The 19012-nt window shown below is 65.3% G+C and carries 17 protein-coding genes and 2 pseudogenes; 8 read left to right on the top strand and 11 right to left on the bottom strand.

Annotated features, from left to right (window positions below; genetic code table 11):
• Positions 1–225 precede the first annotated feature (225 nt).
• The 4 genes and pseudogenes from WT97_RS04750 to WT97_RS32200 form a co-directional block, all read right to left on the bottom strand.
• A complete protein-coding gene (locus WT97_RS04750) occupies positions 226–396 on the bottom strand; it encodes a DUF2191 domain-containing protein (protein WP_060353016.1) in 171 nt (56 codons plus the stop codon).
• A 247-nt stretch (positions 397–643) separates the two neighbouring features.
• Complete coding sequence (locus WT97_RS04745) at positions 644–1117, bottom strand: RES family NAD+ phosphorylase (protein WP_060353015.1); 474 nt, start codon at positions 1115–1117, stop codon at positions 644–646.
• Complete coding sequence (locus WT97_RS04740; RefSeq protein WP_060353014.1) at positions 1114–1542, bottom strand: antitoxin Xre/MbcA/ParS toxin-binding domain-containing protein; 429 nt, start codon at positions 1540–1542, stop codon at positions 1114–1116. Before WT97_RS04740 ends, WT97_RS04745 begins: the two co-directional genes overlap by 4 nt.
• A gap of 436 nt (positions 1543–1978) precedes the next feature.
• A pseudogene (locus WT97_RS32200) lies at positions 1979–2260 on the bottom strand (integrase core domain-containing protein); the annotation flags it as partial.
• A gap of 255 nt (positions 2261–2515) precedes the next feature.
• Here WT97_RS32200 and WT97_RS32195 point away from each other — a divergent pair.
• Positions 2516–4058, top strand: a pseudogene (locus WT97_RS32195) (IS3 family transposase).
• 251 nt (positions 4059–4309) lie between these two features.
• Here the strand turns inward: WT97_RS32195 and WT97_RS04725 are convergent.
• Together WT97_RS04725 and WT97_RS04720 are read right to left on the bottom strand one after the other, a co-directional pair.
• Complete coding sequence (locus WT97_RS04725) at positions 4310–5659, bottom strand: ATP-binding protein (RefSeq protein WP_060353012.1); 1350 nt, start codon at positions 5657–5659, stop codon at positions 4310–4312.
• Positions 5659–6321 (bottom strand): response regulator transcription factor, encoded by a 663-nt coding sequence (locus WT97_RS04720; RefSeq protein ID WP_060353011.1) that lies wholly within the window; start codon positions 6319–6321, stop codon positions 5659–5661. Before WT97_RS04720 ends, WT97_RS04725 begins: the two co-directional genes overlap by 1 nt.
• Before the next feature lie 163 nt (positions 6322–6484).
• Between WT97_RS04720 and WT97_RS04715 the strand changes: the two genes are divergently transcribed.
• The 3 genes from WT97_RS04715 (at position 6485) to WT97_RS04705 (ending at position 8629) form a co-directional block, all read left to right on the top strand.
• Positions 6485–6859 (top strand): cytochrome b562, encoded by a 375-nt coding sequence (locus WT97_RS04715; RefSeq protein ID WP_060353010.1) that lies wholly within the window; start codon positions 6485–6487, stop codon positions 6857–6859.
• Positions 6860–6902: 43 nt separating this feature from the next.
• Positions 6903–7469 (top strand): cytochrome b, encoded by a 567-nt coding sequence (locus tag WT97_RS04710; RefSeq protein WP_060353009.1) that lies wholly within the window; start codon positions 6903–6905, stop codon positions 7467–7469.
• 209 nt (positions 7470–7678) lie between these two features.
• Positions 7679–8629, top strand: a complete 951-nt coding sequence (locus tag WT97_RS04705) for a universal stress protein (RefSeq protein ID WP_060353008.1) — start codon at positions 7679–7681, stop codon at positions 8627–8629.
• Positions 8630–8650: 21 nt separating this feature from the next.
• Here the strand turns inward: WT97_RS04705 and WT97_RS04700 are convergent, their stop codons facing one another.
• A complete protein-coding gene (locus WT97_RS04700) occupies positions 8651–10936 on the bottom strand; it encodes a heavy metal translocating P-type ATPase (protein ID WP_060353078.1) in 2286 nt (761 codons plus the stop codon).
• A gap of 228 nt (positions 10937–11164) precedes the next feature.
• On the opposite strand from WT97_RS04700, the gene WT97_RS04690 reads away from it, so the two are divergent.
• Both WT97_RS04690 and WT97_RS04685 read left to right on the top strand, forming a co-directional pair.
• Positions 11165–11782 (top strand): VTT domain-containing protein, encoded by a 618-nt coding sequence (locus tag WT97_RS04690; protein WP_058902635.1) that lies wholly within the window; start codon positions 11165–11167, stop codon positions 11780–11782.
• Positions 11783–11851: 69 nt separating this feature from the next.
• Positions 11852–12436 (top strand): hypothetical protein, encoded by a 585-nt coding sequence (locus WT97_RS04685; protein WP_257128456.1) that lies wholly within the window; start codon positions 11852–11854, stop codon positions 12434–12436.
• A 129-nt stretch (positions 12437–12565) separates the two neighbouring features.
• On the opposite strand, the gene WT97_RS04680 is transcribed toward WT97_RS04685, so the two are convergent.
• A complete protein-coding gene (locus WT97_RS04680) occupies positions 12566–13042 on the bottom strand; it encodes a hypothetical protein (protein ID WP_060353005.1) in 477 nt (158 codons plus the stop codon).
• A 463-nt stretch (positions 13043–13505) separates the two neighbouring features.
• On the opposite strand from WT97_RS04680, the gene WT97_RS04675 reads away from it, so the two are divergent.
• Positions 13506–14003 (top strand): lecithin retinol acyltransferase family protein, encoded by a 498-nt coding sequence (locus WT97_RS04675; protein WP_060353004.1) that lies wholly within the window; start codon positions 13506–13508, stop codon positions 14001–14003.
• Positions 14004–14057: 54 nt separating this feature from the next.
• On the opposite strand, the gene WT97_RS04670 is transcribed toward WT97_RS04675, so the two are convergent.
• The 3 genes from WT97_RS04670 to WT97_RS04660 form a co-directional block, all read right to left on the bottom strand.
• A complete protein-coding gene (locus WT97_RS04670) occupies positions 14058–15314 on the bottom strand; it encodes a putative glycoside hydrolase (protein ID WP_060353003.1) in 1257 nt (418 codons plus the stop codon).
• A complete protein-coding gene (locus WT97_RS04665; protein ID WP_060353002.1) occupies positions 15311–16099 on the bottom strand; it encodes a polysaccharide deacetylase family protein in 789 nt (262 codons plus the stop codon). Before WT97_RS04665 ends, WT97_RS04670 begins: the two co-directional genes overlap by 4 nt.
• A gap of 119 nt (positions 16100–16218) precedes the next feature.
• Positions 16219–17154 (bottom strand): 1-phosphofructokinase family hexose kinase, encoded by a 936-nt coding sequence (locus WT97_RS04660; protein WP_060353001.1) that lies wholly within the window; start codon positions 17152–17154, stop codon positions 16219–16221.
• Between the two features lie 232 nt (positions 17155–17386).
• Between WT97_RS04660 and WT97_RS04655 the strand changes: the two genes are divergently transcribed.
• Positions 17387–18973: a ribonucleotide reductase-like protein gene (locus WT97_RS04655; RefSeq protein ID WP_060353000.1), complete on the top strand. Its 1587-nt coding sequence runs from the start codon at positions 17387–17389 to the stop codon at positions 18971–18973.
• The last annotated feature ends 39 nt before the right edge of the window (positions 18974–19012 follow it).

Here is a 19012-nt window from a genome sequence, read left to right as displayed (position 1 = left end):
AGGCGCGTTTGGCGCAACAGCGCGAGATCTCCTAGCGTTCGGGCTCGCGGTTCGGGCGGCGTCCCCGCACGTCAGTTCAAGGATCGCGAGTGGATGTACCAAGACATCATCGGTCTGCAGCAGCTGGATAAGTGCCGGTAGCGGCCGCCGGAAATGCTCGACCCAGACCGACGTATCGACCAGAACGCTCATTGAGCAGCAGCAGTCGGGTTGCGGCGCGGCACATCAGGCAATGTCGGGCGCGCGACCGCCAAGCGCGGCAAGGCGTTGGCCGGCCTGGACACGTACGAACGTCTCCAGTGCGGCTCGGAACAGGTCAGCCGGCGAAATGCCCGGCTCGGCTAGCTTGAGTGTGCGCGCATAGAGAGTATCGTCAACGGTGACGGTGGTACGCATGATGACTCCTTTGATGCTTTACTGCATCACTTTTAGCATCAAATCGGCAACGGTACAGTTGACGGCGATTAGCTAACGCTCCTGCAGTTCCGGCACGCAGTTCGCCACGAATTGCGCGAGCGGCTTAGGGTCCCACTCGGGAGGGAAACGGGGTGGCAGTGCGAATGAAGCCAGAAGTGACGTCGTAGTCGTTCTTGTCTTCAGGAGAAAGGCGTCGAGGCAGGGTCAACAGACCACCATCGCGAATCTATGACTGCGCGGTCGGTGACATCACAAACAGGCGTTCGTCCCACACCACAGGTTGCGGATCTGTCACAACGATTCGCGTTGCGTGCGGGTGCGCGGGATTTACTAGCACGTTGAACTCTGCACGGACGACAACGGACGGGACGATCAGGAGCGCTGTACGCAATTCGGTCATCCACGTGTCACCGAACTGACGCGCTGCCTGCAGCGCCGCGGCGTCCCACCCGCTCGGCAATGTTTCGGCCGTATGGCGTTCGACGCTGACGTCATCGGGAACGCTTGCTTCGACCCATCCGTGCGTTTTCGGCACCTTGCCGATGCGCGCATGCACGAGCACCTCGAGCATCGCACCCGCGAACGTCGATGCTGCATAGATGACGGGCCGCCCCGGACTGTTGAAGCGGCCACCGACCAACATCGCGCCAGTGCCGCTCCAGATCGTGTGTCGCGTGTCAGCGATGCGGAACAACTTCATGCGGGTAGCCCGTAGAACAGCTTCCAGAGCAACTCTTCGACCCGGCGCGCACCGAGTTCGGTCAGTGCGACATCGAGCGGTGCCCGCCCCTCAAGTTCAGGATGGGGCGTCGACAGAAACTCTCGCGCATCCTCTTCGTCGTTCCAGACGTAGGTGGTCGTCGCAACGATCCGGGCCAGGCGCTCGGTTTTCTCGGATTCGTCTTGCGTCAGCCGATCACGGCGCCGCTTGTAAGTCGCCTCGGGGATGATGCGGGCGAGTAGCGCGCGGCGGGCGTCGGCACCTCGCGTCGCATGTTCGACGCCGGCGCGCAGCGCAGACTTCGGCAGGCCGTCGCGCACGAGCGCCTCTAACTCCGCCAGCGTGTGCGGGACCGGTCGCAGTTCCATGACCGCAGCCACGGCTTCAGGGGTAACGAGTGACATGGCAGCCCCCAATCAGGTATCAGTTGATACGCGATTATAGACCATTTGATACCTTAACGAGGCGGATTCGCCAACGGCAGCTTGAATCGATGCGCTTCAAGCCCCGTGCCGCCGTTAAAGTCGCTCGGCACGCCTACATGTGGCAGGCGCTCAGGTCCTGCCCCGCCTTGCGCGCCGGGTGCACGCGGACTGCGGACACGGTCAATTGCTCGCCGCCTGACGTTGCGCGAGTCTAGGTGTTCATGCCGCATGCGTGTCTGATGGCCGGGTGAAATGGCAAATCAGGCAATAAAAGGGGCTGACTACTGAAGTGACCCCGTAAAGTTGGACGGGGATGTCATGGCGCCAAGGGCTGGGTGAACCGCTTGGATTTCTTGGACAGTGCCGAGCGTTAGTGTTCGGTCTTTTTGAACCGCTTGGGATTTCCGGACCAGATCTAGAGCGAGTTTTCCGGCGTTTCGGGTTCGGTCGAACCCGATGAAGGCACCAGCTGACGGGCGAATTCGGCTGGTGCCAGCTCTTTGGGAGCCGAGTGAGGACAGCTCTCATTGTAATCGCGGCGCCACGCCTCGACGACCGCCTTGGCTTCGCCCAGCGTTTCGAACCAATGTAGGTTCAAGCACTCATCGCGGAATGATCCGTTAAACGTCTCAATATGGCAATTGTCCGTCGGCTTACCGGGCCTGCTGAAGTCGATCTTTGCTCGGTAGTGGTACGCCGTAAGCACCCGATCGTGACCGTCTTGCACTCCGCCATCAGACGTGGCCATGTCGCATTAGCCGCCTGAAAGCCGGGATCGTCTTTCCCAGGCATCGGACTCCATTCCTAAGCGTCGATCGCGACGCATGCTTTTCATTCGCGTTGGCGTATGTCGTGATGAAGCGCATGAAGATCCGAAACGCTACGACCTATCTGCACCATCACCACGGACGCGGGGGTGCGGCGGAATTCTTGGACTATCAGGAGCTAGTCCATGTACTCATACGAAGACCGCGTCCGAGCAGTCAAGCTCTACTTGAAGCTTGGAAAGCGCCTTACCGCGACCGTTCGTCAACTAGGCTATCCCACAACGAAATCGCTCGAACGCTGGTATCAGATGTACGCGCGATGTCTGGACTTACCGAAGGAACGTATCTGCCTGAGGCCGCGCTATTCGGCAGAACAAAAAAAGGCGGCCACAGACCACTATATGACCCATGGCCAGTGTCTGGCAGCAACGACAAAGGCTTCGGGGTATCCGGGACGCGGAACGCTCGTCGCCTGGCTCGACGAGTTGCATCCTGAGCGAAAGAAACGCGTTCTCGGGAAGGCGTCGGGTATTCGGTATACACCAGAGCTCAGGCAGACAGCGGTCATCGATCTATGCACTCGACGAGAAAGCGCAGAGGAAGTTGCTAAAAAGATTGGCGTGAGCCGCCAGCCCAACGCTGTACAACTGGAGAAATCGGTTACTCGATCAGGAGGCCGTTTCAGCCATGACACGCCGCAACGACCCGCCGCAAACCTCGGAGAAAGCGACGCTGGAGCAACAGATCGAATCACTCCGACGAGACATTCGAAAGCTCCAGATCGAACACGACATTCTGAAGAAGGCCAATGAAATAATAAAAAAAGGCTTGGGCGTCGACCCGCAACTCCTGACGAATCGGGAAAAGACGGCGCTGGTTGATGCCCTGAAACGGACATACACGCTGCCGGAGCTCTTTGCTGAACTGGGGCTCGCCCGTAGCTCCTACTTCTATCACCGGGCGCGGATACAAGCTGCCGACAAGTATGCCGGTGTACGCCTTGCCATCGCAGATATCTTTGAACTGAATCACCGCTGATACGGATATCGCCGAGTGCGCGCGGCACCTGGCAGGCAGAAAGTCTTCATCTCGGAGAAGGTCGTTCGGCGCTTGATGAAGCAGGAACAGCTAAGCGCAGCCACAACGAGGCGACGTCGATATGGCCCCTACGCCGGAGAAATAGGTCCGGCTCCAGAGAACCTTATCAACCGGGATTTCCGCGCCACAGCACCGAATGAAAAGTGGCTCACAGACATCACGGAGTTCCAGATTCCGGCCGGTAAAGTCTATCTGTCACCGGTCATCGATTGCTTCGATGGACTGGTGATCAGTTGGTCGATCGGTACGCGACCGGACGCCGAGCTTGTGAACACGATGCTCGATGCCGCCATCGAAGCAATCGGTAGCAGCAACAGTCGGCCCGTGGTCCATTCAGATCGCGGTGCGCATTATCGCTGGCCAGGCTGGCTTACCCGGATACGTGAGGCCAGGTTGATTCGCTCAATGTCGCGCAAGGGCTGCTCGCCCGACAACGCAACGTGCGAAGGCTTCTTTGGGCGGCTGAAAACGGAACTGTTTTACTCTCGGGACTGGCAGACCGTCAGCACCGACCAGTTCATCGAGGCCGTTGACTCGTACATTCGCTGGGACAACGAGAAACGGATCAAGATCTCGCTTGGCGCACTCAGTCCGATTGAATATCGGGAGACCCTCGGGCTGACGACATAAATCAGTCCAAGAATTCCGCCACACCCCCGAACACGACATTTCTAAAAAGCTACTACATACGAAAAATCGTTAGATACAATTATGTAAAATTAATTTGGAATCCCAATAACTTCAAATTTGGACTTGTAGATGATTTGACCATCGCGTGCCGGTGCGTTTCCTGCGCATCGGATAGCGAATGTCCTTTCGGTCCGATCTGTAACCGGCGAGCTCGACCCGTTCGATCTGGGCACCTGCGTCTACAACCCCGGTCAAGCCTGCAACGGCAACGTCACGTGCACGCCGAAACCGCCGCCGTTCAGCCCGTCGATGTACGTCAGATTCCCGCCCAGCTTGACCACGATGCGCGCGACGATGGACAGCCCCAAGCCGCTGCCACTCTCGTCGTGATCCGCGCCGCGAAAGAAGCGATCCTGCAGTCGGGACAGATCTTCTTCTGGGACGCCGGGGCCGTCGTCCAGTACCCGGATGCTGATCACGCCGCCGTCCTGCGACGACGAGATTTCGATGCACCCCTGCTCGCGACCGTACTTGATCGCATTGTCGACCAGGTTGTCGAGCAGGACGCGCATCAGCGTCGGCGGCGCATGTGCGACGACCGGACCATCGACACATGACACCAGCGACATGCCCTTGCGCTCCGCGTTCGCTCGATGGTCGTCGATGCAGGTCTGCACTGTGCGCGCGAGATCGACGTCCTCGCCCGGCATCGGTACCGCCTCGTCGAGTCGCGCCAGTGCAAGCAATTGGTCGGCCAGATGCGTGCTGCGGTCGACGCCCTCGACGACCCGCTGCATCGCGCGCCGCTGGCGAGCGGGATCGCGTGCGGTAAGCGCCACCTGCGCCTGAACCTTGAGCGCGGCAAGCGGGGTCTTGAGCTCGTGGGCGGCGTCGCTCGTGAACGCGCGTTCGCGATCGAGCGAGCCGCGCAGGCGCAGCAGCAACGCATTGAGTGCGGCGACAAGCGGCCGCACTTCATCGGGAATGTCTTTCGTGCCAATCGCATCGAGGCTGTCGGGGGAACGGGCGTCGATTGCCTCGGACAACGTACGCAGCGGCGTGAGGCTGTGGCCGATCGCCAGCCAGATCAGCACGGCCAGCACGGGCAGCGCGAATGCGAGTGGCCGGGCGATGCGGCGCGCCACCTCCGCAGACAAGTCTGAACGGTGCGTGCGCTGCTCGAAGATGCGCACAGAACGGCCGCGCGTGGCATCGGTCAGCACATACGCGTGCCACTTCGGATTGTCGAACCGTGACGGGCTCGACGCCGCGGCGGGAAACACCGGGAGATCCACCGACTCCAGTCCCGGGCTGGCGGCCAGGATGCGCCCGCCCGTGTCGCTGACCTGATACAGCATGCGCGGTGATGCATCGTTATCCCCGTCTCTGTCTTCGGCCGACCCGAGGGCGATGTCCGCAAAAACCGGGAGATCGGCCGCGTCGAGCGCGACGAACGCCCTTGCGATCTGTTCGACGCGCGTATCGTCCCATTCCTCCGCTTCGTGAATCGCCTGGCGGTAGCTCGACACCAGCGAGTACGCCCAGACGACCACGACACCCGACAGAACCAGCAAGGCCAGCCGTTGCCGAATCGAGCGCATCACGACGCCTTCTCCACCACGTATCCGACGCCGCGGATCGTGCGGATCAATTCGGCACCGAGTTTCTTGCGCAGGTTCGACACATGCACTTCGATCGCATTGCTTTCGATCTCTTCGTTCCAGCCATAGAGGCTGTCCTGCAGCTGCGCACGCGACAGCGGACGCCCCTGGTTCGCTAGCAACTCGACCAGCAACGCGCATTCGCGCGAAGTCAGCGCGATCCGTTCGGCACCGCGGACGACCGTCATCAATGCGGGATAGACCGTCAGTTCGCCATATTCGATCGTATCGGTCCCGCGGCCCTGCGAACGCCGCACGAGCGCACGGCACCGGGCAATCAGCTCGGCCAGGTCGAACGGCTTGCCGAGGTAGTCGTCGGCGCCCGCGCTCAAGCCGCTCACGCGGTCGGCCACCGTGTCGCGCGCAGTCATCACCAGTACCGGCGTGTGATCGCGGCGCTTGCGAATCCAGCCGAGCAAGTCGGTTCCCGACATGCGGGGCAGCCCGAGATCGAGCACGACGAGGTCGTACGGCGTGGTTTCGAGCGCAAGTTGCGCATGCCTGCCGTCGTGCGCCCAGTCGACCGTCATGCCGGCCTCGATCAGGCCATCTTCGACCCCGCTGCCGACCAGCTTGTCGTCTTCCACGAGTAACACCCGCATGGCGTCGCGTTCCTTTGGGTTCGGACATGGCGTCCCTTGCCGCACGATAACCGCGCGCACGGGCGGGCATCAAGCGGCGCGCTGAAAAATCCAGCCCTTAAGAATCCGTTAACGTCGGTGCCCTAAGGTCGCGATCACCGACACGTGCAATCGACTGACGACCATGAACAGACTACCGTTTCGACTCCGTTTCTGCGTAACGCTGGGCGTACTGCTTTCCGTGGCGGCCGCACCGGCCCGCGCAGGCGAAATCAAGACGCTGATGACTGACATGAAGCACGCGCTGCAGGGTGCGTTGGGCAGCCGGACGATTCCGGAAATGAAAAGCTACGCGATCCGGCTCGAAAGCGATGTGCAACGGGCGAGCCGCCAGCGCTATCGCAACGATCAGCCGACCTACGACGAAGGCATGCGCGTGCTGCACGATGAACTGACCGCCGTCGACCGTGCCATCGAAGCCAATGATCTGCCGGGCGCGAAGCAGGCGTTGCGGCGAATCAACGGTTCGAAAAAACACTATCACGACCTGCTCGGCTAACCCGGGCCGGACACGCTTGCGACACAGAACAGGCATTCCCGTCATGAAAACTGTTACCCGTTACCCACTGTCGATCAGTGTGCTGCACTGGCTGCTGGCCGCCGCGTTGATCGGCAACCTGATCGTCGGCTTGCTGCTGGACGACAACGAAGACCTCGTCGGCCTGCACAAGTCGATCGGCGTCGCCATTCTCGTACTCGTGGCGATTCGCGTTGCGAATCGGCTGCGCATGCGACGCCGGCTCCCGCCGTCGGTCAATCCGGTCGGCACGCTGAATCGGCTTGGGGAACGCTGCGTCCACGCGCTGCTCTACGTGTTGATGCTCGCCATTCCCGTGCTCGGGTGGATGAAGACAAATGCGGCCGGGCACGCCGCCAGCTGCTTCGGACTCTTCTCGCTGCCGACGCTAGTGCCCGAGAGCCGCGAACTGTCGCACTGGCTGGGCGAGCTGCACGCACTGACGGCATATGGGCTGGCCGCGCTGGTGGGCTTGCACGTGCTTGGTGCGGTGGCGCACCGGCTGTTCAAGTCGGAGAACGTGTTGCCGCGCATTCTGCCGTTGCCGACGCGCGTCGCCCGGCCGAGGATTCCGCCCGGCGACCGGAATTGAGCGCGGGCGCGGGCTTGAGCAGCGCGTTAGCAGTCGATCCCGTCAGGTCTGACAAATAGCGCGCCGGTACGGTCGGCCTTCGGTCACCGACGAGGCCCCGTCGCCCCGGACACCCACGACGAAGGTGCTTGACGGAGGTCAACCCCGTGGCAGCACACCGTGCGAAAAATGCCGTGTACAAGACCGTCGGTCGCCATCGGGAGACATTCATGAGCACCTGCCCTTCACCCGCCCAGGCCGTCCCCGCTCCGCGACGCGTGCTGATCGCCGTGGACGGTTCGAGCGCATCCGCGCATGCGCTCGCGTATGCCAAGGCGTTCCTTCCGGCAAACACGGAGGTACATATCGTCAGCGTCGCGGAAAACCCGCGAACGCTCGTCCCGCTCGGATCGAAGACCATGGCATTTCTCGAATCGGCGCGCGACGAGTTGCTCGGGGATGCATCCGACGCGCTATCGCGCGCCCAATCCGTCATGAAGCGCGACGACCTCGCCGTCGACACGGAGACCTTCGACCTGGCTACTCGTGGAGGGGATGTCGTGCATGCGCTGGCCGACAGCGCGCGAGCCTGGCGGGCCGATCTCCTGATCGTTGGTGCACGTCAGCATCACGGCTTGCTCCGCTGGGTAGAAGGAACGGTTTCAGGCCCGCTCGGCAAGTTCGTTGGCTGCCCGCTGCTCATCGTTCCGGAGGGCTTCGCGTCGGTTGCCGAGCATCTGCCGCGGCGGATGCTGTTCGCCGTCGATGGAAGCACGATTGCGCTCAACGCATTGGGAACGGGGTTGAAGTGGTCGCGACCGGATACGGAATTCCGTACGATATGCGTGCTCGATCGCCCCGTCTCGCTGGGTGATTTCGTCCCCGTCGAGACGCTGGATAACGCATTGATCGGCGAAGGCAATCGTGCATTGAAGGAGGCCACGGCTCTGCTCGGCGACAGGGCCGTGCAAGTACAGTCGCAACTCATTCAGACGGATTGGGCCGGCGCCGACGTCGCTCATCTGATCGTGCGCCATGCCGTCGAATGGAACGCGGACATGATCGTGATGGGCACCCATGGGCGACGCGGCGTCACGGGCTGGCTCGTCGGCAGCGTGGCCGCACGCGTGGCGCGCATCACGAAGACGCCGGTTCTGCTCGTGAACCCGCCGCGCGCATGAATGATGCGTTTCGACGTGTCGTCATGCATCCGCTCCCACGGCGTGGAACAGTTCCTCCTCCTGGGCGCAGTGCAGCCGGACGATCGCCTCCAGCCCGTACAGCAGGCGCTGTATCGCCTGAACCTGCAAGGGGTTCGATCCGTCGCGCGGCAGGTCCGAGACCATCTCCCTGAGCGACCGGACCATCCGGAAGATCTCCCGGTGTGCGCCGCTCATCGCCGCGAGCGGATCCTCGCCGCCGAGCAGCGGTGCAAGCCGCACGTAAACCTCCAGATCGTCGGCGCGCTCGTGCGGCAGCAGCCGTTGGTCCAGCGAGTCGACGGCATCGGCAAGCTCGCTGGCGGCGGTGACTCCGGACAGTTGCGGCAAGCGGTCCGCGAGATCCCTGAGGCGGTCCAGCAACGGTGACAATGCCGCATGCTCGCGCCTGAGTTGCTCGACGTCGACATCGGCCAGCCGGGCTTCCGGCGGCCGCACCAGCAACACGCGCAGCGCATTGACGATCACGACGACGTCGACGGCTTCCTGGATCACCGCGCCGGCAATCGGCGGCAGGAATCCTGCCGCGGCGATCGTCATCGCGACGACCGATAGCGACATGCCGATCAACACGCTCTCGAGCGCGATCCGGCGCGATCGACGGGCGATGCGCATCGCATCCACGAGTCGATCCAGCCGATCCACCAGCAGTACCACGTCGGCTGCTTCGGATGACGCGGCCGCTCCCCGCGCGCCCATCGCGACGCCGACGTCGGCTGCCGCCAGCGCCGGCGCGTCGTTCACGCCGTCGCCGACCATGATCGTCACGCCCTCCGTGCGCGCCGCCTGGACGGCCGCAAGCTTGTCCGCGGGCGTCTGTTCGGCGCGCACGTCGGTGACGCCCAGCAGTTCGCCAACGGCCTGGGCAATGTCGAGCCGGTCGCCGGTCAGCATGACGAGACGCTCGACGCCCTCGTGCTTGAGCAGCCGCAACGCCCGCGGCGTTTCCAGCCGCACCTGGTCGGCCATCTGGATCGCGCCAACCATGGCGCCATCGATGCCGACGAACACGGCAGCCCCGCCCGCGTTGCCTACCCGCTTCAGGAAGGCTTCGCACCAGGGGGCAACCGTCGCGCCGGCGCGGACGTACCCGAACTTGCCGATCGCGACGACACGGCCGTCGACCCTGCCGGTCACGCCCTCGCCGGCCGTCTCCATGACGGCCGACGGTGGCGATAGGCGGATCCCGCGTTCTCGCGCCGCGACCGTCAGCGCATCCGAGACGACATGGCCCGATGCCTGCGCCAACGACGCCGCGAAGCGCAGCACGTCGCCCCTTCCGACGCTGGCGCCGCATTCGATCGCGACGATGCGTGCGCGCCCGCCCGTCAGCGTTCCGGTCTTGTCGAAGAAGAGAATCGTCGCCTGCGCAAGCCGTTCGAGCACGCCTCCGCCTTTGACCAGGATGCCCCGTTTCGAACAACGCGACAGGCCCGAGACAATCGCGACCGGCACGGCGAGGATCAGCGGACAAGGCGTGGCGACGACGAGCACGGAAAGCGCACGTGCGACATCGCCGGTCAGCAGCCACGCGGTACCGGCGACGAGCAGCGACGCGAGCACGAAGAATGCGGCGTAGCGATCTGCAAGACGCACGGACGGACCGCGCTCGTGCCGTGCGCGCTCGACCATGCGGACGATGCCTGCAAACGTGCTGTCGGCCGCCGTCGTGCGGGCGACCATTTCAAATGGCGCGCCGGCATTGACCACGCCGCTGCATGCGTTTTCTCCGGAACGTCGCCGCTGGATGGACGACTCGCCCGTCAGCATCGATTCGTCCAGCTCCGCGTCGCCGGTCAACGTGCCGTCGACCGGCGCGCATTCGCCGCTTCGCACAAGCAGTCGGTCTCCCTGAACGATGGTTGCCGGTGCAACGGAACGCCACTCACCGTTCTCGAACCGCGTCGCTTGGCGCGGCGCGCGGCCGAGCAGCGCGGTCATCTCGCGTTGCGCGCGGTCTTGCGCATATCGCTCCAGCATCCGGCCGCTAGCCAGCATCAACCCGATGACCGCGGCAGTCAGCGTCTCGTCGAGCATGATCGCCAGGCCGATCGCCAGCCATGCGAGCACGTCGATGCCGGCCTGCCGTTTCGCCGCCGCCATTGCCAGCGATACCGTCAACGCGAGCAAGACCGGCACCGTACCCAGCAGCCACGCGAATCGCGCGAGCGAAGGCGCGCCGAACGCCGCGCACATGCCCCCTGCGGCGAGCGTAACGGCCGCCAGAACCAGCAACGCGAGATCGATCGACCAAGGGATTCGGGGCATGACCATTCTTCCGATCGCCGTACGAGGCGGGATTCGCCGCATCCGGTACCGGTTGCGGACGGCGTGGCATCAGTCTAGGCAACGCCGCGTTGCGACGGTTGACCTGAGTCAGCGCGATGCGCGTGACGCGACCGACTGGCGCGGCCCGTTGCTTGACGTGAGTCAAGCGGTCGACGCCTTTCGTCAGCACAATCGAAGCGTGACACCGGAGCGCCTGGAGTCGATATCGTGCTGACGCTGGCAGTACTCTTTCTGCTGATTCTCCTGCTGAATCTCATACCGGCGTTCGCACCGCCCACGTGGATGGCCATGTCGTGGGTCGGGTTCAACCTGCCTGACGGCAATCCGTGGGTCTTCGCCGTCGTGGCGGCCGGCGCGGCGACGACCGGCCGCGTCATTCTGGCGACCTTCGCAAGATCGCTCGTACGCTCCCGCTGGATGCGCGAATCGGATCGGGCGAACATCGAGGTCGCCACGCGCTGGCTGCGAAAGCACCGGACACTGACCGCCGGTGCGTTCTTCTTCTATGCGTTGAGTCCGCTTCCGTCGAACTATCTGTTCATCGCATACGGGCTGTCCGGGTTGCCACTCAGGATCATCGCGGCGGCGTTCTTCGTCGGCCGCGCGACGACCTATGCGATCTGGGCGTACCTCGGCCGCTTTGCGTCGACCCGGCTGGACGTGGAGTCCGAACTCGAAGGCACTTACCTCGGCGGATACTTCGTCGTCACGCAACTGGTGTTGCTCGGCGTCGTCTTCGCGTTGATGAAGCTGGACTGGCGCGCGCTCGTCGAAGAGCGCCGGTTGACGTTCCGACGCGGCCATCCTTCGCGCGGCGCGGAATGACACGGCAGGTCGCCGGAGCGGAACCGGCGCATTCGCCGAATGACGCGACGTCGCACCTCTGGCGGCGGCATGATCTGCGTCAAGCCCGCGTTCTCGCTCCACGTCAGCATGGAAGCACGATACCGGGTCGCTCTGCGCGCGCATTGTCGACGCGGTAGAACCACCGCCGAGGAGGCTTCGATGCGATCGCGAATTTTTCCTGTGCTGCTAGCCGGGCTAGCATTGCTCGCCGGCGAGGTATCGACCGCCTGCGCGAACGATCTGACGCGCAGCGTGACGACACCCACGCTGGTCATCCATTACGGGGTGGTTCCGGCGAGTCGCGCCGCCACGCCGGGCGGCCATGCCGGCGACGCATCGAACAATGTAAGCCTGTACCTGCTCACGGTCGCGTTGTTCGACAAGTCGAACGGAAATCGCATTGAACATGCTCGCGTCGCCGCCGTTGTTCAGGGCCCCCGAAGCGAAGCCAGTTCCTTCCATTCGAAGCCGACGCGAATGCAGCTCGACCCGACGCCGGACGGCAATGCGGTCACCTACGGGAACGTGTTCGACGCACGTTGGAAAGGCGTATATCACATCGATCTCACGATCACGGGAGACGGTCTCGCCCATCCGGAGCACGTCCGTCTCAACTACGACCAGCAGTTCTGACCGCTCAAGCTTCGTGGTCGCATCCGCGCCGCTGCGCGCGGCCGGGCCGGACAACAGGCGCACGTCGCGTTTCGGCCGGCCTGCCGCCGGTGCAAAAGCCGCCGTCGACGTGCGGTGGGCACGGTGCGGCTAGCGGTCAGCTTGCGGCTGCGAGGCCGGGCACGCCATGCACAGACGCATCGTTCCGCGCCGATCGGGGTCGTGCCAGTAAAAGCGTACGTCGACGGCGCCACTCGCCGGAACGACGACGCGCCGCACCTCCTGCACGGCCCTGTCGTGCGCGGACACGGTATATCGTCCCGGCGGCACCCGCGCGAACAGGAACGGTCCGCTCGTGTGTACGTCGAGGAGCTTCGACTTGCCGGACGACAGCGTCACATCGATGTCGGCAAGGTACTGGCCGGCATTCGATGCGAAGGTGATCCGCAGGTTGTATCGAGGCGCGACATCGCGAAACGCGGTGACCTCGTCCTGGCCGATTCCGCCGGTGATGTACGCGACACCGTTGCGCACGACCGGTTCGGTCGACGTTTCGGCCAGCGCGTTCACGCCGACGTTCAGCAGGCAGGCTGCCAGCAGCAGCGCCTTCACGGTTCCGGTCCTCATCTTCACTCTCCTGGTTGGCCCTGCATGGTCGCGATGCGGCCTGTCCGGTCGCGGAACGTGGCGCGTGCGGCGACGTCGCAGGCGTATCGACGACAATGCCAGCGTCGCGCGGAACGCCGATTTCCCGTTGACTCATGTCAAGGGCGCGCCTGTCGAAGCAGACCGACACCGCAGCGGGCGCCGCGATGCAGTCGTCGCGCCCGTCTTCCCGAGCGGGCCGCAAGCCTGGCAACACGAGGGCACGGCATCCGTCCGGCGCAATCGTCCGTAACGTCTGTCAACCGTTATTGCATGGCCCGTCGGAAATTTCCGACACGGTGGCTCGACATCGGACAGCAAGCTCAGGCCACGCTGATTGTCCCGCGCGGCGTCACTGTCGATACTGGAGACGTGACAGGACGCAACGTGTTTCGCGGCCGATGCGGGGTTTTCGCCCGCCGCCGCCGGGGCCGAGGAGCTGGCGATGAGACATCCGACCGCAGTGCACGCCGACGACGCCATACCGGACGGCGAACCGCCGGTCGGTGCCCACCTTGTGACCCGCCGCCATGGCTATCTGCATCATGGGATTTATGTCGGCGACGGCAACGTGATCCACTACGCCGGATGGTCGCGCCACCTGAGCGGCGGCGCGGTCGAGGTCGTGACCCTCGACGGCTTTCGCGCCGGTTTCGAGCTCGCGGTGATCCGCCACGCGCGCGCGCCGTACGACGGAACAGAGGCCGCGCGCCGCGCGGCGTCGCGCCTCGGCGAATGCCGCCACCGGCTTCTCACGAACAACTGCGAACACTTCTGCCTGTGGTGCCTGTTCGGTGTCGGGCGCAGCGATCAGGTCGCGTCGTGCCTGCGCAATCCGGTGCACGGCGTTGCGGTCGTCGTCATGCTGGTCACGTGCGTCCTGGTTGCACGGTGGCATCCGGCGGCGGCCGGGCGCGAATGCCCGCTCGGGTATCCGGCCTAGCATCGGCCGGAGTGCCTTCGTGCTGTCGATCGCTACGTTCTCCAAACCTGCCGGTCAGTGCGGCAACATGGCGGGATCGTAGCGATTGCGAGGATTCCACAGCATCCAGCCATCCGTGCCTGCGGCGTCGGCCGCGTCGACCTGTGCGCGAATCTCGTCGGCATCGAACGGCCGGCGATCGAATGCATAGTCGCGAAAAGCCTGGAGCCACGGCCTGAACCGGACACCGTCCAGGCCGGTCCGGCGCTTCGCCTCAGCCAGTGACCGCGCAACGATCTCGCCCGGATGCTCGGTCGGTTTCCGGCAACCGGGCAGGCCCCACGTAAAGCCGGACGGGTACAGCATCGGCGACACATAGTCCAGGGCCGGCCCGAGCGCATCGAGCCGCTGTCCGATCGCGGTGTCGTCGGTGTTCCAGCAGACGTAGCCGAAGATGTCGGCAGACGTGTAGAGGTTGTACGGCTGCAGTCGCTCGCGCGCGCCGGTGAGGAATCCGGCGATCGCGGTGACCCGGTTGGCCTCGGTATTGGGCTCGGCGAATCGCAGGCCGTTGGCGTCGGGAAACCGCAGGTAGTCGAACTGAATCTCGTCGAAACCCATGCGGGCGGCTTCTTCGGCGACATCGTAATTGTGTTGCCACGCCGCGCGCGACGTCGGGTCGATCCAGCGCTGATGCTCGCGGTCCTGCCAGATCTCGCCGGCCGCGTCGCGCACGGCCCACTCGGGGTGAGCGCGCGCGAGCGGATCGTCCTTGAACACGACGATTCGCGCGATCAAGTAGAGGCCGCGTGCATGAAACGTCCGCAGCAGGTCCGGCAAATCGGGCTGATGCACGATCGCACCGGCGACATGGCTCGCGGCGCCGGAGATTTCGCGCGCCTTGCTGCGATAAGGCGTCACGCCGCTGTCGCCCTTCACGTCGATGACGAGCGCATTGATCGCCGTCTGGTCCTGGAGGGACAGCGCCGCGTCGCGCAGCGTGCGGTCTGCGACGCCGTAGGCGGACAGGTAGACCGCCTTCGGACGCACCGGCGTCATGCGGATCGTGTACGCGGCCGCGGCGGGAGCCAGCGTGACTTCGATTCGCGCGTAGCCTGGCGCACGCACGCTCAGGCGCGTTCCGGCGGCGTCGATCTCCAGCGAAAACGATCCCTCGCGATCCGCGGTCCAGTTCGCGCCCGGCGCGTGGCCGATCGCGCCTGCCAGCGCGCGCCCGTTCGTCGCATCGACGACGGTGATCGTGACGGGCGCCGCCCGGGCGGCGAATCCCGCGAGCGACACGAGCAGACAGACGATCAGACGTTCGATCACGGGTTCCCCCCGACGGTTCTCAGCAATCCGTTCATGCATCGTGTGTCGCAGGCGTCGGTCATCAGATAGCGTGGCAGCGCCATTGCCGAGTCGGTGATACGAACGGGGCGTGCATCGAGGGTGAACGCCGCGACGTAGCCTTCGCGAGCGGCCAGCTGGTCGGTCAGCGCATCATGGACGCCGAACGGCCAGGCCAGCAGCCGGACCGGACGGCCGGTTTCGGCCTCGAGCCGCGCGCGCGACCGGCTCAACTGGAACGACACGAAACGCCGGTAGTCGTCCGGTGCGAGCCGGGCACGCTCGACGCGAAAATTCGGATGCCAGACCGTGTGGGACTCGATGTCGAACCCAGCCCGCCCGAGCGCAAGCAACTGGTCCCACGTCATCGCGTAGCTGGCGTTGGAGATGGCCGACGGATAGATGAACAGCGTGACCGGCACCGGATGCGCGGCCAGCAGCGGGCGCAGCACCTCGTAGACTGAGCGGTGACCGTCATCGACCGTGATCGCGACCGCCCGCGCCGGCACGGCATGGCGTTGGCCGTCATGCCAGCGTACGACGTCGGCGAGTGGCACGATGCGATAGCCGTTCGCGTCGATCGCCTGCAACTGATTGCGGAACGTGTCGATGCGCACCGTCATCGAATCGAGCCGCGCGGCGGCGAACCGATGGTAGACCAGGATCAGCACGCGCTGCGGTGGAGAAACGACCGTCGCGACGTCGGCGGACGCAACCGGTCGCATGCACGACAGCAGGAGCAGGCAGGCGATCAGTCGATAGACCATGGCGGATCTCGTGGAACGGGTTCCCCATTTTTTGCGATCGCGCCGCGCATGCCGCTGACCCAGATCAACGATCTGATCGCGCACCGGCGAGATTGTGTCCGCGTCGGGGCGCCCGCCCGTCAGCTTGCCTGCGCAACCAGTTCGGCATGAATCCGCTCGACGTCGTCGCGCGAGCACAGCGCCGTCCCCGGACGTTCGACCGAAGCGGCCGACGCCGCCAACGCGTAACGGCACGCATCGTCGAACGGCATGCCGCGCGCCAGCGCCCACACCATGCCGCCGACGAAACTGTCGCCCGCGCCGACCGTGCTGCATACCGCTGCGGGCCTGCCGGGCAGGCGCAGCGTGCGATCGCGCGTGACGACCCATGCGCCACGCGCGCCGAGCGTCAGCGCGACGATGTCGGCCTGGCCGCGCGCCACAAGTTCGCTCGCTTTCTGGCATGCCGACGTGTCGTCGAGCGGTTCGCCGGCCAGCGCGCTCAGTTCGCCAATACTAGGCTTGACGAGATGGACACCGCCCTCGAGGGCCGCCTGCAGCGCCCGGCCCGCAGCGTCCACAACCACGCGGCTGCCCCTTGCCTTCGCCGTCCGCGCAAGCGTCGCGTAGAGATCGTCGGGCGCGCCGGGCGGCAGGCTGCCGCTCAACACGAGATAGCGCGGCGCCGGTTGCATCGCGTCGATGCGCGCCGCGCACGCGCGCCACTCCGCCGCCGTGACCAGCGGCCCCGGCATCAGGAAGCGGTATTCGCGCCCGGTCGCGGTCTCGGTCACGCACACATTCTCGCGGGTCTCGCCGGCGATCCGGATGCGCTCGCTCGGCAGACGCTCGGCTTCGAGCAGCCGCGTCAGGACGGCGCCGGTCGGCCCGCCGGCCAGGTACAGCGCGACGCAATCGCCGCCAAGCCGGTGAACGGTCCGGGCGACGTTGATTCCGCCCCCGCCGGGGTCGCGCCGCGGCCGCGCGCAACGCAGCTTGTGCGTATCGACGATGTGCTCGACCGACGTAGCAACATCGACGGCGGGATTCAATGTGACGGTCACGATGTCGATCATGGTGGGTGGCTCTCGGTCGATGGCTGGGACGCCCGCCGGCTTGCACGGCGGACGCCGGCGCGGCGATACCCGGCAACCGGTGCGTGCCGGTCGTGGCTCCACATTACGTTCGCTGCCGGCCATCACGTTGACCGCGGTCAAGCCATGTCGCGAAGGCGCCCGCTTGCGCTCGATCAACGACGCATCCGGGCGGACTCCTACAGTGAGTCATTCATCGTTGCCGAGCCCCGCCATGGACGAGCAGCCGCTTTGCACCACCGTGTTTACCGAACGCTATGCGCAGCCCGGCGAAACCTCTCGCACGGCCGTCTTCCATCGCGTCGCGCATGCACTGTCGCTCGCCGAGCCGGCCGATCTCCGCGCGCAGGCGGAGCGTGCGTTCTTCCGGAACCTGCAGCGCGGCGCGCTCGGCGCGGGCCGCATCCTCGCGAACGCCGGCGCGGATACCGGCGGGACGATGGTCAACTGCTTCGTCCATCCGCTCGAGATTCCGCCGGGCGCGCGGTGGCCGGCCGTCGACGCAGCGCTTGCTCGTGCGCTCAGTGACGCATGGCGCACGCTATTGATGGGCGGCGGAATCGGCTACGACTTCTCGCCGGTGCCGCCTGCCGGCGCGTACGAACGGCGCGTGTCGTCCGAACGAGGCGCATGCATTGCGATCGACCGCTTCGATGCGATGTGCCGGGCGCTGTCGTTCACCGGCCCGCGCCGGGGTGCGCAAATGGGCGTGTTGCGCTGCGATCATCCGGATCTCGCGGCCTTCGTCGCATCCAAGCGCGGGCGATCGCGCTGGCCGACGTTCAACCTGTCGGTCGGCGTCACCGATGCGTTCATGGAGGCGGTCCGGCAGGACTTGCCCTGGGCGCTCGTGCATCACGCGCGGCCCCGTTCCGGGGCCGGCGCCCCGATCCGGCGGCCGGACGGCCAGTACCTGTATGCGACGATTCCGGCGCGTACGCTCTGGCACGAAATCGTCGGCGCGGCGCGCGACAGCGCCGAGCCGGGGCTGCTGTTCCTCGACACGATCCGCGACGCGAATCCGCTGCGCGAACACGAGCGGATCGACGCGACGAACCCGTGCGGCGAGCAGCCGCTGCCGCCGTACGGCAGTTGCGCACTCGGGCCGATCGACCTGTCGCGGTTCGTGCATCACCCGTTCGGCGTCGACGGCAAGCCGCGCTTCGATTTCCCGGGGCTCGCCGACGCGGTGGGCATCCAGGTGCGCATGCTCGACGACGTGCTCGACCTGACCGCGTGGCCACTCGCCGCGCACGAGCACGAAGCGCGGCGCACGCGCCGCATCGGGGTCGGCGTGACGGGCCTGGGCGACGCGCTGCCGATGCTGCAGTTGCGCTACGACAGCGCGCAAGCGCGCGCGTTCGCACGCGGAATCGTGCTGACGATGCGCGAGCATGCGTTCGCCGCCTCTGCCGCGCTTGCCGCCGAGCGCGGCGTGTTTCCCGCGTACGATGCCGCCGCCTATCTGACCGGCCCCGCGCACCGCACGCTGTTGCCGCTGAAGGTGCACCACGCGATCGCGCGGCACGGGCTGCGCAACAGCCATCTGCTGTCGTTCGCGCCGGCCGGCAGCGTGAGTCTCGCGTTCTGCGACAACTGTTCGAACGAGATCGAGCCAGCGCTCGGCTGGACGCAGCGTCGCCTGGTGCGCACCGCGGACGTCGACGCACTGTTCTTCCAGGCATGGCGTGGCGGGCTCAAGGGAATCACGGTGTTCCGGCCCGATCCCCGGCTCGCCTCGGTCGTGACCGCCGATGCGGCGCAGGCGCGGCGCGAGCACCCGGTTTGCATCGGCTGTTGAACGACGCACGGAAGCCAGCAGCCGACGCTCCGCGCGACC

This window comes from Burkholderia sp. MSMB1459WGS (assembly GCF_001534535.1).
In the GTDB taxonomy this organism is placed as follows: Bacteria; Pseudomonadota; Gammaproteobacteria; order Burkholderiales; family Burkholderiaceae; genus Burkholderia.
Note: the sequence above shows the minus strand (reverse complement) of the source record. Positions and strands in the feature narration are given on the sequence as shown.